This is a genomic window from Chryseobacterium oryctis (assembly GCF_025971925.1).
In the GTDB taxonomy this organism is placed as follows: Bacteria; Bacteroidota; Bacteroidia; order Flavobacteriales; family Weeksellaceae; genus Chryseobacterium; species Chryseobacterium oryctis.
Genome location: NZ_JAPDHV010000004.1, coordinates 210,601 through 224,660, shown reverse-complemented (window position 1 = coordinate 224,660; position 14,060 = coordinate 210,601). Strand labels below are relative to the sequence as shown.

14 protein-coding genes are annotated in these 14,060 nt (G+C 32.5%); 3 read left to right on the top strand and 11 right to left on the bottom strand.

The genetic code is table 11. The features are described from left to right. Window positions 1–21: 21 nt before the first annotated feature. The 3 genes from cysD to OH806_RS10755 all read right to left on the bottom strand — a co-directional run bounded on the left by cysD (window position 22) and on the right by OH806_RS10755 (window position 2,141). Window positions 22–930, bottom strand: coding sequence for a sulfate adenylyltransferase subunit CysD (gene cysD / locus OH806_RS10765; RefSeq protein WP_264743684.1), 909 nt, complete (start codon window positions 928–930; stop codon window positions 22–24). A gap of 21 nt (window positions 931–951) precedes the next feature. Further along, window positions 952–1,644 carry a phosphoadenylyl-sulfate reductase gene (locus tag OH806_RS10760; RefSeq protein ID WP_264743683.1) on the bottom strand — a complete coding sequence of 231 codons (693 nt, stop codon included), beginning with the start codon at window positions 1,642–1,644 and terminating at the stop codon, window positions 952–954. 89 nt (window positions 1,645–1,733) lie between these two features. Further along, entirely contained in the window at window positions 1,734–2,141 is a 408-nt protein-coding gene (locus OH806_RS10755) for an RrF2 family transcriptional regulator (RefSeq protein ID WP_264743682.1), read from the bottom strand. Window positions 2,142–2,279: 138 nt separating this feature from the next. Here OH806_RS10755 and OH806_RS10750 point away from each other — a divergent pair, with 138 nt between their 5' ends. Together OH806_RS10750 and OH806_RS10745 are read left to right on the top strand one after the other, a co-directional pair. Next, window positions 2,280–2,708: a DUF4268 domain-containing protein gene (locus OH806_RS10750; RefSeq protein ID WP_264743681.1), complete on the top strand. Its 429-nt coding sequence runs from the start codon at window positions 2,280–2,282 to the stop codon at window positions 2,706–2,708. A gap of 24 nt (window positions 2,709–2,732) precedes the next feature. Then, window positions 2,733–3,374, top strand: a complete 642-nt coding sequence (locus OH806_RS10745) for a DNA alkylation repair protein (protein ID WP_264743680.1) — start codon at window positions 2,733–2,735, stop codon at window positions 3,372–3,374. A 47-nt stretch (window positions 3,375–3,421) separates the two neighbouring features. Here the strand turns inward: OH806_RS10745 and gldG are convergent, their stop codons facing one another. The 5 genes from gldG to kbl all read right to left on the bottom strand — a co-directional run bounded on the left by gldG (window position 3,422) and on the right by kbl (window position 8,171). Next, window positions 3,422–5,092 carry a gliding motility-associated ABC transporter substrate-binding protein GldG gene (gldG, locus tag OH806_RS10740; RefSeq protein ID WP_264743679.1) on the bottom strand — a complete coding sequence of 557 codons (1,671 nt, stop codon included), beginning with the start codon at window positions 5,090–5,092 and terminating at the stop codon, window positions 3,422–3,424. Window positions 5,093–5,096: 4 nt separating this feature from the next. Continuing rightward, the gene (locus tag OH806_RS10735) at window positions 5,097–5,825 is read right to left on the bottom strand and encodes an ABC transporter permease (protein ID WP_264743678.1); all 729 of its coding nucleotides are present in this window, start codon (window positions 5,823–5,825) and stop codon (window positions 5,097–5,099) included. A gap of 89 nt (window positions 5,826–5,914) precedes the next feature. Continuing rightward, entirely contained in the window at window positions 5,915–6,460 is a 546-nt protein-coding gene (locus tag OH806_RS10730; RefSeq protein WP_264743677.1) for a CopD family protein, read from the bottom strand. Window positions 6,461–6,471: 11 nt separating this feature from the next. After that, window positions 6,472–6,906, bottom strand: a complete 435-nt coding sequence (locus tag OH806_RS10725) for a hypothetical protein (protein WP_264743676.1) — start codon at window positions 6,904–6,906, stop codon at window positions 6,472–6,474. A gap of 68 nt (window positions 6,907–6,974) precedes the next feature. Beyond that, window positions 6,975–8,171: a glycine C-acetyltransferase gene (gene kbl, locus OH806_RS10720; RefSeq protein ID WP_264743675.1), complete on the bottom strand. Its 1,197-nt coding sequence runs from the start codon at window positions 8,169–8,171 to the stop codon at window positions 6,975–6,977. A 161-nt stretch (window positions 8,172–8,332) separates the two neighbouring features. Here kbl and OH806_RS10715 point away from each other — a divergent pair, with 161 nt between their 5' ends. Beyond that, complete coding sequence (locus OH806_RS10715) at window positions 8,333–9,211, top strand: cupin-like domain-containing protein (protein WP_264743674.1); 879 nt, start codon at window positions 8,333–8,335, stop codon at window positions 9,209–9,211. An 83-nt stretch (window positions 9,212–9,294) separates the two neighbouring features. Here the strand turns inward: OH806_RS10715 and OH806_RS10710 are convergent, their stop codons facing one another. The 3 genes from OH806_RS10710 to dacB form a co-directional block, all read right to left on the bottom strand. Next, window positions 9,295–10,212 (bottom strand): T9SS type A sorting domain-containing protein, encoded by a 918-nt coding sequence (locus OH806_RS10710; RefSeq protein WP_264743673.1) that lies wholly within the window; start codon window positions 10,210–10,212, stop codon window positions 9,295–9,297. Window positions 10,213–10,524: 312 nt separating this feature from the next. After that, window positions 10,525–12,456: a M1 family aminopeptidase gene (locus tag OH806_RS10705; protein ID WP_264743672.1), complete on the bottom strand. Its 1,932-nt coding sequence runs from the start codon at window positions 12,454–12,456 to the stop codon at window positions 10,525–10,527. Window positions 12,457–12,538: 82 nt separating this feature from the next. Beyond that, window positions 12,539–14,008, bottom strand: coding sequence for a D-alanyl-D-alanine carboxypeptidase/D-alanyl-D-alanine endopeptidase (dacB, locus tag OH806_RS10700; RefSeq protein WP_264743671.1), 1,470 nt, complete (start codon window positions 14,006–14,008; stop codon window positions 12,539–12,541). Window positions 14,009–14,060 lie beyond the last annotated feature (52 nt).

The following is a 14,060-nucleotide window of genomic DNA, read 5'->3' as shown; positions in this document are numbered from 1 at the left end:
TATAAGTGTAAAACTTATTGATTAAAAATACCCTCCTTTTTTTCTGTCTTCCATTGCGGCTTCCGTTACTTTATCGTCAATTCGGGTTTCGCCACGTTCAGAAATTTTAGAGGCAATGATTTCGTTAATTACACTATCCAAAGTCTCCGCATTACTTTCAACAGCAGCTGTACAAGTCATATCTCCTACCGTTCTGTAACGCACTTTTTTATTAACAATCTCATCATTTTCGTCAATCTGAATAAAATCAGAAACTGCAATCAACTGACTTTCATACTCAATTACATCTCTGTTATGAGCAAAATAAATAGAAGGAAGCTGAATGTTTTCTTTTCGGATATAATTCCAAACATCCAGTTCTGTCCAGTTTGAAATAGGGAAAACTCTTACATTTTCACCTTTATTTATTTTGCCGTTGTAGATATTCCATAATTCGGGACGTTGTAATTTCGGATCCCATTGCCCAAATTCGTCACGAACAGAGAAAAAGCGTTCTTTCGCTCTCGCTTTTTCTTCGTCTCTTCTTGCTCCGCCAATACAAGCATCAAACTGAAATTCTTCAATAGTATCCAATAAAGTATGAGTTTGCAGCCAGTTTCTTGAAGCAAACTTACCTTTAGGTTCTGTCAATTTTTTAGCTTTTATGGTATCTTCAACTTTTCTTACAATCAATTCAGCTCCGATAGTTTTAGCTAAATAATCTCTGAATTCCAGAGCCTCAGGAAAATTATGACCTGTATCTATATGCACCAATGGAAACGGGATTTTCATAGGAGCAAAAGCCTTTTTAGCCAAATGCACCAAAGTAATGGAATCTTTCCCTCCACTAAAAAGTAAAGAAGGTTTTTCAAACTGGGCAGCCACTTCTCTCATGATATAAATACTTTCTGCTTCCAGCTGTTCCAGATAATCTAATTTATAATTACTCATTATGTTGTATAAGATTTTTGATTAATGTGTATGCAGACCGCATTCTTTATGTGAATTTTCCCACCACCAACGTCCTGCTCTAGGATTTTCTCCGGGTTCAATAGCTCTCGTACAAGGCTGACAACCAACACTAATGAAACCTTTTTTATGAAGAGGCAAGTCTTGGACATTCTGTTCTTCCAAATAATCTAAAACGTCCTGATAAGTCCAATGTATCAAAGGATTGTATTTGTACAAATTTCTATGTTCATCCCATTCTAAAACAGGCATATTTTCACGATTTTCAGATTGTTCGGAACGCAAACCCGTAATCCATACTTTTGCATTTTCTAATGCTCGGTTGAGAGGTTTTACTTTTCGGATAAAACAGCATTCTTTCCTGTTTTCTACCGAATGATAAAATGCGTTTATCCCCTTTTCATTCACATATTTTTCTACATCAGAAGCATCGGGAAAATAAACTTCAGTCTTGATTTTGTACCTTGAATTGTTTTTGGAAAGCAAATCATAATGTTCATAAAAAAGCCTTCCTGTATCTAATGTGAAGACTTTTATAGGCAACTGATTGCTGAAAATGATATCTGTAATAACCTGATCTTCCTGACCAAGCGATGTTGAAAAAACAACTCCTTCTGAGAATTTTTCGGAGATAAATTTCAATCCATCCTCTGCCGAAAGCTGTTTGAGTGTATCTGCATCTTCTTTTGAAATCATAATTTATTCATTTGAAGTTTTGCAAATATCTAATAAAATAATTATCCTACCAAACAAGTAGACTAATTATTCAAAAAAAAGGATTTAAATCAGTCGATTAAATCCATTAAAGTTTTTTTCTCTAAAATATTAAGTGAAGCATCCCGAACTTCTATCAAAACATCATGTAAACCACAATGTTCTTCGTTACAATCTTCACATTTTTCATAAAAATTTAAACTCACACAAGGAAGCATTGCAATGGGACCGTTTACCAATCTGATAATCTTTGCAAGCTTTACATTTTCAGGATTTTCTTTAAAAAAATACCCTCCTCCTTTTCCTTTTTTACTATCAAGGATTTCTGCTTTTTTTAATTCAAGCAAAATATTTTCTAAAAATTTTAAAGGGATTTTTTTATGTTCTGCGATTTCGGAAATAAGAATTGGTCCGTCATTTCTTTTCTCTACAAGATATGACAGAGCCTTAAAAGCATATTGAGATTTTTTTGACAGCATTACGGCAAAAATAAGAAAATTGTTTAATATTCTACAGGAAGACAACAAAATGATAAATATAAACCTTCAAATATCTTTATTAAGCCTGAATACACCTTCGGTTTTGCTTTTTTTAGTCTAAATTGTTATGTTTGTGTCATGTTCAGTAAACAGGAAGCACAACAATTAAAAAAGGAATTTTGGACAGCATTTGGAAAATCTTTTCCTAGAAAATGGATTTTGTATGATACCAAAATTAAGGATATGTCTTTCAAATTCTATGCAGACAATAAAAAGGCTGAAGTTTCTTTAGACATCGAAATGAAGGATGAAGTATTCAGAAATGCATATTATGAGAAAATTTGGTCATTAGAAGATATTTTGAAGGATTTCATTGGAGATTTTCAGAAAGATGAACATTTCACTTTAGAAAACGGAAAAGTAATCAGCAGAATCTGGATTCAAAAACATAATGTCTCTATTTTTAATAAAAATACATGGCAGGAAACATTTGAGTTTTTTGTCGATAAAATGGATGGTTTTGAAAGATTTTATTATGAATATGAGGATTTTATAAAAGATATTTAATGAAATTTTAACCACAAAACAGACATGAAAATTTCTCCAAAAGCAGAAAATATCCTAAATGAAATAAATAACAAAACTAAACTAGGTGATCTAAGGAATATTGCAAAAGAAATCAAAAAGGATCACTCTTTAGCGATGGAATTGTGGCATTCCGGAAGGGTTTTACCTAGATTATTATCAATTTTAATCATGGATAATAAAACTCTTTCACAGGATGTAATTGATGAACTTGACAAAGATATTCAGAACCACTCATTTGATGAAAGAAATCAATTAATTGACTGGTTGATGGCCAATCAACTTACTAAAAACAAAAAAACACTCGCTTTGATTGAATCTTGGGAAAATAGCCCATCTTCTCTCCAAAGACGTATTTTTTGGTATTATCAGGGAAGATTAAGGTGGATGGGACAACCCCCTCCTGAAAATACTGAATACCTATTATCTGTTATTGAAGATAAAATCGCCCAAGAAAGACCTGAAGTACAATGGGCAATGAATTTCACAGCAGGCTGGATTGGTATATATGATAAACAATATAGAGATCGCTGCATTGAACTTGGAGAAAGAACCAGTCTTTATAAAGGCGAAATGGTATCTAAAGGTTGTACACCTAACTATTTACCCGAATTCATTGAAATTGAAAGTAAAAAAAGAAAACTATAAGCAATTTTCATACAAAAAAGAGAAACCTAAGGTTTCTCTTTTTTATTTTATCCAAATTTTTTCTTTCTCAGCCAGAAGAATAAACCTCCCAAAATTCCAATAATAATTAGTGGAAGTAACAAATTGAACATTTGCCACGTTGATTTTTCTTCATTTATTCTGTGCCTGTCAAGAAGTCTTTCTTCAATATTTCGGTTTCTTAAATCAATTAGATTACTATCATCTAATAAATAATCTAACGCATTTCTTAAAAACTGTTCGTTTCCAAATTGCTCATTCGTCATTAAGTCAACTCCTAAAGGCAAAGGCTCTCCTTTTACAACCTTATTTCTCCCTACATCTCCATCTGCAATAACAATCATTTTGTTTTCAGGACTCTGCCCTTTAAAACCTGGATAAGATTTTCTTTCGATTCTTGATGCATAAGCTGAGTTAAACTTACCTTCCAAAGCAACAGCATAAATTTTTGGAGTACTTGGTTTTTCCATTTGCCCCAGGCTGTCTACACTTGCAACTTCTTTTAATTCAACATAATTAGGAACCTGCTTCAATAATGTTCTTTCGCTGGATTCGAAAAGAACTTTAGTTTTAATATTTTTCCTTCCTCCCAACGTATCAATTGAAGTTGGAAATTCAAACTTTACAGGATTGATATTTTTTGTAACAGGGTTATTATTCTCTGCAATTCCTAACGGATAATACGGCCACGGAAGAGACGTAAACTGAGGATTTCCGCTTACCTCTCCTGTTACTAACTTTAATAAAGCAAACTTTTTTACATCTTTTACCAACGCAGGATTAATTCTGATTCCATAATTGAAAAAGAAGTCCGTCATATTAACATCTATGGGAAAGGGCATTACTTTTTGAGATCTCATCAAGGTATCCATTTCAGCATTTACAGCATCAATCATCCATAACGTTTTACCTCCGTTCATGATGTATTGATCCAAAATCACCTTTTCGTTATCCGTAAAAGCTTTTCTGGGTTTTGCAATCACTAAGGCGCTCATTTGCTTTAGTAAAGGAACATCTTCCAAAGAAAGTTCAGTTTGATTTTTAGGAATAATTGGCCCTGCATCATAGTTTTCCAATGCTAAATTCATAAAACCTTGAAACTCATCTGGTCTCAATTCATCCTGATTAACCAAAACACCTATTTTCTTCCTCTTATCAACAGCTATATTTTTGATATTTGAGATAAGATTATACTCTAGATTTTCTATTGATTTTCTAAGCTGTTCATCTGCATCAATTCCCGTCTGCTGCACCACAAGTGGAATAGAAACACCTTTATTACCCTGTTTTACCACAGCATATGGAAACAAAACAATCTGAGAAACTTTTCCATCTTTTACATCGGGCAAAACAGAAGGCTGCATTCCCATCGCCATCAATGTATCCTGAGACATTTTGGTTTTGATAGGATCAATAAATTTGAAATCTACTTTTGGATTAATTTTTCTGAAATTCTCCAACATAAACTTCGTCTCACCTTGCAATTGTTTAAAGCTTGCCGGGAAATCACCTTCAAGATAAACGTCAACTGTAACCGGTTTTTTCACCGACTCTAATACTTTAATGGTATTTTCTGAAAGGGTATATCGTTTCTCTTTCGTTAAATCCAATCTGATTCCTGTAATTGCTAAAATAATAGCTAACGGAAGGATGATGAACAGTAAAATTCCTAATGGAGATTTAAATTGTATCTTCTTCATAATTTTACTTCTTTTTATTAATAAAATGATTGGACAAAACCAAAGTAAGCCCTATTACAAAAACAAAATAAGCAACATCTTTAAAGTCTATTAAACCTCTCGTAAAACCTAAGAAATGTTGATAAAACCCTATATTTTGAAGAATAAAATCTGCTCCTCCCAACAATTTATAACTTGCCAACTGCTCAATTCCAAAATACATGATAAAACACATGAAAACGCCTAACAAATAAGCCATAATCTGGTTTTGAGAAATAGAAGAAGCCAATATACCAACTCCAGAAAATGTTGCGATTAAAATAATAAGTCCGAAATAACTTCCGAAAGTCATTCCCAAATCAATATTTCCGGCAGGAACTCCCAAAATATAAACAGTATAAAGATAAATGAGAGACGGAATTAAACATAAAACTCCAACCACCCAAACCGAAAGAAACTTTCCCCAAACCAAATCTGCTACTTTCAGAGGTTGAGAAAACAGCCAGTTTAATGTTCCTGTTTGTTGTTCTTCCGCAAAAGTTTTCATAGAAAGTGCCGGAATGATGAACATCAGCAACCATGGAACCAAAACAAAGTAACTTTGTAGAGATGCCAATCCGATTTCAAAAATATTAGAATCATTATCGAAAAAAAACAAAAAAAGAGTACTTATCAAACTGAAAGCGGCGATGATAACCCACGCACTCCAGTTTCCAAAGTAACTCCAAAGTTCTTTTTTTAAAATTGCAATCATGTTTTATAGTTATGAGTTGTAAGTTTTCAGTTACGAATTTCAAGTTAATTATTGATTTAATAACTCATCATTCATAACTTATAACTTCATTATTTTCTTTTTTTATTTACAAGTTTCACCGTTATAGATATCAAAAATACAAGAACGAAAAATCCTGTGATTAATTGCCACCAATATTCAATTACAGTAGATTTTAGAATCACGGTAAATACCACCAAAAATAAAATAAAAGTTGCTATTTCATTGGCTTGTCTCAGCTTGATATTGGAAGATTCCAATGTATTTCCGTTGAGCTCTTTTAGTTTTAAGACTTTCTTCCAACACCAGTAATGATAAACCGCCAAACCAATAAGGAAAGTTAATTTCAGATGAAACCAAGGCATTTTCATTAATCCTGAATTCAGAAATATCATTATCAACCCGCATACAGCCATAATAACACCTGCAGGAACTGTGATAATATTCCAAAGCCTTCTCGCCATGAAAGTGTATTGCTCTCTTAAAATATTTTTCTTTTCCTCAGCAAATTCGTCAGTATCTTTATAATAAACAAAAATTCTTACGAGATAAAAAATACCCGCAAAATAGCTTACCATAAAGATAATATGTAAAGCCTTTATTATTGTATAAAGCATTCTAAAATTTTCTATTTTATGAAGGAAATACTGTCAATCTTTCTACCGTCCTCATATTTTTTTATGTATAAAAGTTTTCCTTCTTCATTATAAAATTTCCAGTCTCCGAAGTAATACCAATGCCGTTCGTTAGTTGAAACATCCAATCTTGACTGCCCTCTTTCCATTACTTTTCCGTTCGGAAAATACATCTTTGTTTTGGTAATATTCTTACGAATTTTATCTTTTTGATATAACTTGTTTTCAAAAGTGGTTTTCCAAGTTCCTACTTTCTCACCGTATTTATATTTTCCTACAGCAATGAGAGTGCCTTTATCAGCAGAATACTCTTCCTTCCATTTGCCATGCCTTTTCTGAAATTTGTCAACTTTTATATACTGATTGAATTTGGTTTTACACGAAACTGTCAATAAAAGCAGCGACAAAACAACATATATTTTATTCATAAAAACAGAATTTCTGTAAATATAAGAAATTCTGTTTTTTATTCTACAATTGTAGAGATTAACTTTTTTTAAGAAATAACTCCCAATTCTTTTCCTACTTTTTCAAAAGCAGCAATAGCTTTATCCAAATGTTCTCTTGTATGAGCCGCAGAAAGCTGAACTCTGATTCTGGCTTTTCCTTTTGGTACAACAGGATAGAAGAAACCAATCACATAAATACCTTCATCCATTAATTTTTCTGCCATTTTCTGAGCCAAAGGCGCATCATAAAGCATTACCGGAACAATTGCAGCATCACCATCAGGAATATCAAAACCTTTAGCTTTCATTTCTGTTCTGAAATATTCTGCGTTTTCCATTACTTTATCACGAAGAGATGTGTCTTGAGAAATCATATCCAATACTTTCAAAGCCGCACCAACAATACCCGGAGCTAATGAATTGGAAAATAAATAAGGACGAGAACGCTGTCTCAGCATATCAATGATTTCTTTTTTCCCGGAAGTAAATCCTCCTAAAGCACCTCCTAAAGCCTTTCCTAAAGTAGAAGTAATGATATCTACTCTACCCATCACATCGTTCGCTTCATGAGTTCCACGACCTGTTTTTCCGATGAAACCTGTAGCGTGAGAATCGTCAACCATTACTAACGCATCATATTTATCAGCTAAATCGCAAACCCCTTTCAAATCTGCAACAATTCCGTCCATTGAAAAAACACCATCTGTTACAATAATTTTGAAACGGTGATTTTTTTCAGAAGCTGCAATCAATTGAGCTTCCAAATCTTCCATATTATTGTTTTTATAACGATATCTTGCTGCTTTACAAAGACGTACTCCATCAATAATAGAAGCGTGATTCAGTTCATCAGAAATAATAGCATCTTCTTCTGTAAATAAAGGTTCAAAAACCCCTCCGTTCGCATCAAAACACGCTGCATATAGAATTGTATCTTCAAGACCTAAAAACTCAGCAATTTTTTGCTCCAATTGCTTGTGAATATCCTGAGTTCCACAGATAAAACGAACAGAAGACATACCATATCCATGAGATTCTATCATATCCTGAGAAGCTTTCATTACTTCCGGATTGTTTGATAATCCTAAATAATTATTAGCACAAAAGTTTAATAATTTTTTACCATTAGCTTCAATTTCTGCGCTTTGCTGAGAAGTAATAATCCTTTCTCTTTTATAAAGCCCATCATTCTCGATATTCTGAAGTTCATTTTGTAAATTTTCAAGATACTTTTTAGAGATCATTTTCAGTAATTTTTAGATGCGCTAATTTAGTAAAAAGGTACTAAACTAACCACTTTTATAATTTTTATTACTAGACGTTTAAATAAAATCAGAATATTTCCGTTAATAGTCTATAAAATTAATAGACTATCAATAAATTTGTCTCTCAAAATTTTAGAAAAATGAGATTGTCACCCGTATCAAAAATCAAAAAGATATCTTCAGAAGCTTTTCTCAAAAATTATATGAAACCAAGAAAGCCTTTGATATTAGAAAATTTTGTACACGCAGAAAGTCCTGCCTTCAAAAAATGGAATTACACCTATTTTAAAGAAATTGCAGGAAGCCATAAAGTAAACATCTATGGAAGTGAGCTGGAGTCTTTAGACAGAGTTGCCAGCAAACCGATTACTCAAACAACTTTCTCTGAATACCTAGACCTTATAACCTCCACTCCTACCGAACACAGATTATTTTTATTTAATTTGCTCAATATAAAACCAGAATTGAAGAATGACATTCATTATAATGATGTTACAAAAGGTAAAATTATAAAATGGCTACCCTTCATGTTTTTCGGAGGAGAGGGTTCAATTACCCGAAATCATATTGACATCGACATGTCCCATGTTTTTATTACACAATTTCAAGGCATCAAAAAAATATGGCTATTTCCTTGGGAACAGTCAGATTTAATGTATAAACTTCCATATAATTTCCATAGTCTGGCAAATATTAAAGAACCTGATTACAAGGAATTTCCAGCTTTAAAATACTTAAACGGCTATGAAGCCATTCTAAAACCAGGAGAAACCCTCTATATACCATCAGGATGGTGGCATTACATCCAATATGAAACCGAAGGATATTCTGTATCAATAAGAGCTTTACCTTCAAGTTTACTTGAAAAATGGAGAGGATTTAGGAACGTTGTTCTTATCAGAAATTTTGACAACATGATGAGAAATTTATTTAAAGAAAAATGGTTTGAATTTAAAGTAAGAAAAGCTAAAAGAAAGGCCAATCGAGCCATTAAAAAGCAAAAAAGTTTTTCAATTTAAACATGTTAAAGATTATTATATAACATTAACTATTGCTTTACACTCAAAAGAACAGGCAACTCACTTGAGTTGCCTGTTTTCATTTATTCCTTTAAAAATTTAATGTTCTCGTCATTAATTTTAAAAATATAAGTACCAGGAATTAGCTCCTGAATATCAATCCGTTTTTCTGGTTGATAATTTCCTTTCTGAACCAGTTTTCCGTCAATCGAATAAATCGCATAATCTGCAGCTTTATTGATTCCTTTTAAAGACAATTCACTTTTAGCAGGATTTGGATAAAATGAGACCTGATTTTTTTGAGAAATCTCATGAATAGATAAATTATCCAGATTTGTAACTTTCACATTATCCACATGGAATCCCGATCCTTTATCATTAAAAATAAAATCCAGAACCCCAATATTTTTATTCGCTCCTAATGTTCCAGAATACACTAAGGCGCCGTCAACATAATATTGAAGAATATTTGTTGACTTCTTGATCACTATTTTAAAGCTATGCCATTGATTTGCACTTATAAATGTATTCGTTGAAACAAAACTGGATGCTGGATTCAAAATAACAACCCTCCCTGTTTGATAATCAATAGATAAATATGCCGTCAAATTTGCCAAATCAATTGTTGTGTTTGTGGATTTAAACACCACTATTCCAAAACCAGAACCTCCCAAAGCGTCAATGTAATGATCAAAACTGATTTCATTATCATTTCCAGTAACAAATGACGATATATCCTTTCTAAAACCGCATTCATTCTGTGCCGACCCGTTACTAACCATGTGTACAGAATTTGTTCCGTTAGAAGAAAGTGTATTTACTACTGTAACCCCCGTACTAGGAAAGTTATTATTAGCAGACCATACCTGCCATCCGTTTTGCCCATTAATAGTACTTAAAGCATAACCTTCAGAGTTTTCAAAAGAAATCTGTGTCTGAGCATGTAAAATTGTAGTGAATGACAACCCCAAAAGGATTGTTGAAAAATAGAATCTTCTCATAGTTATTTAATTTATTTCAAACATTCTAATATACAAATAGAATTAAATAAATCAAACAAAAACAATCAAAAAATATCAAATAAACAAAAATAAATAAATTAAAAAACCAATTTAAAAATAAAAATAACAAATAAGTGAAAATAGATTAAAAAATTTAAATTAAACCAAATACAAAAATAAACTACTATTAAAGAAAAATAAATAATTAAAAAAAATAATACATTATTTGAAAATATAATAAAAAGACACAAAAAAAAGACAGCTTCTACAAAATTTTAAAGAAACTGTCTTTTTGATTCTAAATACAAGAATTTATTTTTTAATAAATTTTATATTTTTATCTTCTATTTTAAAGATATAGGTTCCCGGAATCAATTTCTGAATATCAATCGGTTTTTCGGGCTGATAAATTCCTTTCTGAACCAATTTTCCATCAATGAAATAAATCGTGTAATCTGTTACTTTATTGATTCCTCTTAAATACAATTCGCTTTTGGCAGGGTTTGGATATAAAGCAAAGCCCTCAAGATTTACATTTACTGTACTCAAAGTAGTATCTTTTGTAACTGTAGAATTTCTTTCCAACATTTGATATTCATAGTTAAACTCTACACTTGCAACCGGAAATGACACAGCTTCAGTAAAATATTGGTTATTTACAGTATTATTCAAGGTAAGATAAGCGACCTGACCTCCCGTTCCATTCACTTTTATAGGTAAAGGCATTTCAAAAAAACTAACCGTAGGACTACTTTGTGTTTGGGAAACTTTAAAGGTTAAACTCTGATTTGCTGCAGATTGTGTCCATCGAATATCATAAGTAGGATACCCTTCCCCATATACCCAGTCATTGAAAAATTCTGTAAAATCTTTTCCTGTGGATTGTAAAAGCGATGCTAAAAGGTCTGGAGTTTTAGCATAATTATAAGCCAAGTTTGGCCTTGAATGATAATCTTTAATTGCCTGATAAAATGTATTCTCTCCTAAAATCCATTTAATCATTCTCAAAATATAAGCTCCTTTTGCATACGAAAACCTTCCGCTAAAAACAGTTCCAACATTTCCTAAATTTGCATCGGAAACATAAGTACTTCCAGAAGGAACTTGAGTTATATAGTCTTTTTGATTGGCCAAATAAGTCATAAACTGAGAATGAGACATCAATAGTTTTTCATGAGCCAAATGTTCACCAAACGTTGCAAAACCTTCATTCAGCCATATATCATTCCATGCCCCGCAAGTCACTTTATCTCCAAACCACTGATGCGCCAACTCATGAGCAATCACATATTTATCCCAACCACTCATAGAAGACATTGTTTGATGTTCCATACAAGCACCATTATAATGAAACTCCATATGTCCATATTTTTCATTTCTGAAAGGATATGTTCCAAAATAAGTTTCGAAAAGCTGCATCACATCATCCGTCCAGTTTATATTAGCCATAGCTGTAGTATTGCTATAAGTTGTAGGATATACATAATTCACGAAAGGAAAAGGTGGATTTCCTACGGTAGAATTCACTTTCACAAAATTTGTAATTGACAAAGCAACCAAATAAGCCGCCATAGGATACGCGGTTCTCCAAAAAGTCAGTTTTTTGCTATTCGGAAGCAAAGTTTCTGACATCAATTTTCCATTTGCTGCAACATTATACTGGTCGGGAGTTGTAATTTTAAAATCAAATCTATCAATTTTATCATTCATACTCTGCTTCGTAGGAAACCAATCCTGAGCACCATAAGGTTCATTTAATGTTGCTAAAATTAAGTTTCCGTTCTGCGAACCCGTTGAAAATGCATTATTATTGGTAGCCGGAGGTCCGGAATAGTGAATGGTCAGAGAATCTAAAACATTAGCAGGAAGTGAAGCCGGAAAATCAATCTTAACTTCTTTTGTTGAAAGTTGCTGAAAAACAAGATCTGTCCCATGATACTGAACCTGAGAAACCGTCAAAGTATTAGCCAAATCAAAATAGATACTACTCATACTTTGATTGGGTTTAAAATGCGAAGTTACCGAGCCTGAAATATTATATACAGCAGGATCCAAACTTACATCCATCCTTTGATACTGCAAATCGTAATTTAAAGTATTGGGATTGATATTATAAGTCGTCATTTTATTAGCAAATGATTTCATTTCTTTTGTAATCAATCCTTTTCTTTCAATATTTTCATTCTGGGAATAATATTGATGAAATGCAAAAATGGTTAAAACTAACAGATAAAGTTTTCTCATATTCAGAAGATTATAAAACCAAAGATAAAAAAAACCTTCTAATCATTGATTAAAAGGTTTTTATAATATTAAATAAATATTTCTAAAGATCTAAAGCCGGTTCGAGAATTTTTTCCATTCTTTTCTTCACCATATCTACAGAACCTGCATAATTATTAACCATCAAAGAAAATGCTAATGTTTTTCCTGAATTTGTTTTCAAATATCCCGCTAAAGTTTTCACCTTATTCAAAGTTCCTGTTTTAGCAAAAATTTGCCCGTTTCCTGTACCTAAAAACATACTTTTCAACGTTCCGGATTGCCCACCGATTGGTAATGAATTGAAATAAGTTTTATAGTATTTTTCATCCATTAAAGATGATAAAAACTTAACTTGAGAAATTGGCGTCACATTATTACTCCTAGAAAGTCCACTTCCGTCAGAATAATTAAGACCAACCATATCAAAACCTTGTTCTTTTAAATGATTAGTAACAACAATTCTTCCAGTTTCAGAGGTTTGATCTCCTAAACTTTGAAAACCAACTGTTCTTAATAAAGCTTCCGCCAAAGAATTATCACTACGCTGATTTGTGTAATAAACAATATCTCCCAATGTTGGAGATTTGTAAGCAGAAACAAGTTTTCTGTTTTCAGGAGATGGATCTGTCATTTTTGGAGTCACTTTCCCTGTAACAGCCACCCCACTTTTCACCAAAGTAGTTCTGAATGTATTTGCCAAATATGCCGGAGCATCCGGTAATTTTGTTGTTAAAATTCCCTCTCCGTCATATTTATCAGCATAAACCATCTGATTATTATATGGAGAGACATAGAAATACTTCTTTTCAGTAGAAAAGCCTCCTTTTTTAACGATCAGTTTTTCGTTGGCAGGATTTATCTCTTTCGTGGTACCAACAGGCAAATAATAATTATTGTTTTCAAGCCAAACAACATTTTCCGGAAGCCTCGCAATGTTACCTTTGAAAAGCGCTGTCTGAATAATAATATCACCATTTACCTTTTTGATTCCCTCACGAGAAATTCCGCTTACGAAGTCTGAAACAATATCTCTGTAAGACCAAGCTCCGGCTTTGTTTGTTCCCAAAGAAGGATCTCCGCTTCCAACAATATAAAGATTTCCGTTTAAAACCCCATTTTCGTCAATACTTCCTGAGTATTCCAACTGAGTCATCCAACGATAATTTTCACCCAGCAAACTCATAGCTGTTTCTGTAGTTAATAATTTCGTTGTAGAAGCCGGAACCAAAGGTGTATTTTCATTATACGAAGAAATTACTTTCTTTGTTTTCGGGTCATACACAACAAATCCCCAATTTGCATTTTTCAGCACAGGGTCTGCCATCATTGTGTTTACATTAATATCTACAAGTTCTTTAGACGACAAAATAGTTTTCTCCACCATCGAAGTGACAGGAGAAGGTAAGTTTAAACTGCTCTTTTGATTGTCGTAAGCCTGAGAATATAGAACTGTAGAAACGGTAGATTGCGCAAGGAAAAAACCTGAAGCTAAAACCGCAACGCTTGAAATATATTTTCTGAAATTTACCATCTATTTTTCATTTTTCTATGGTTTTGGATAAGGTAAAAATCAATTGGTTAAA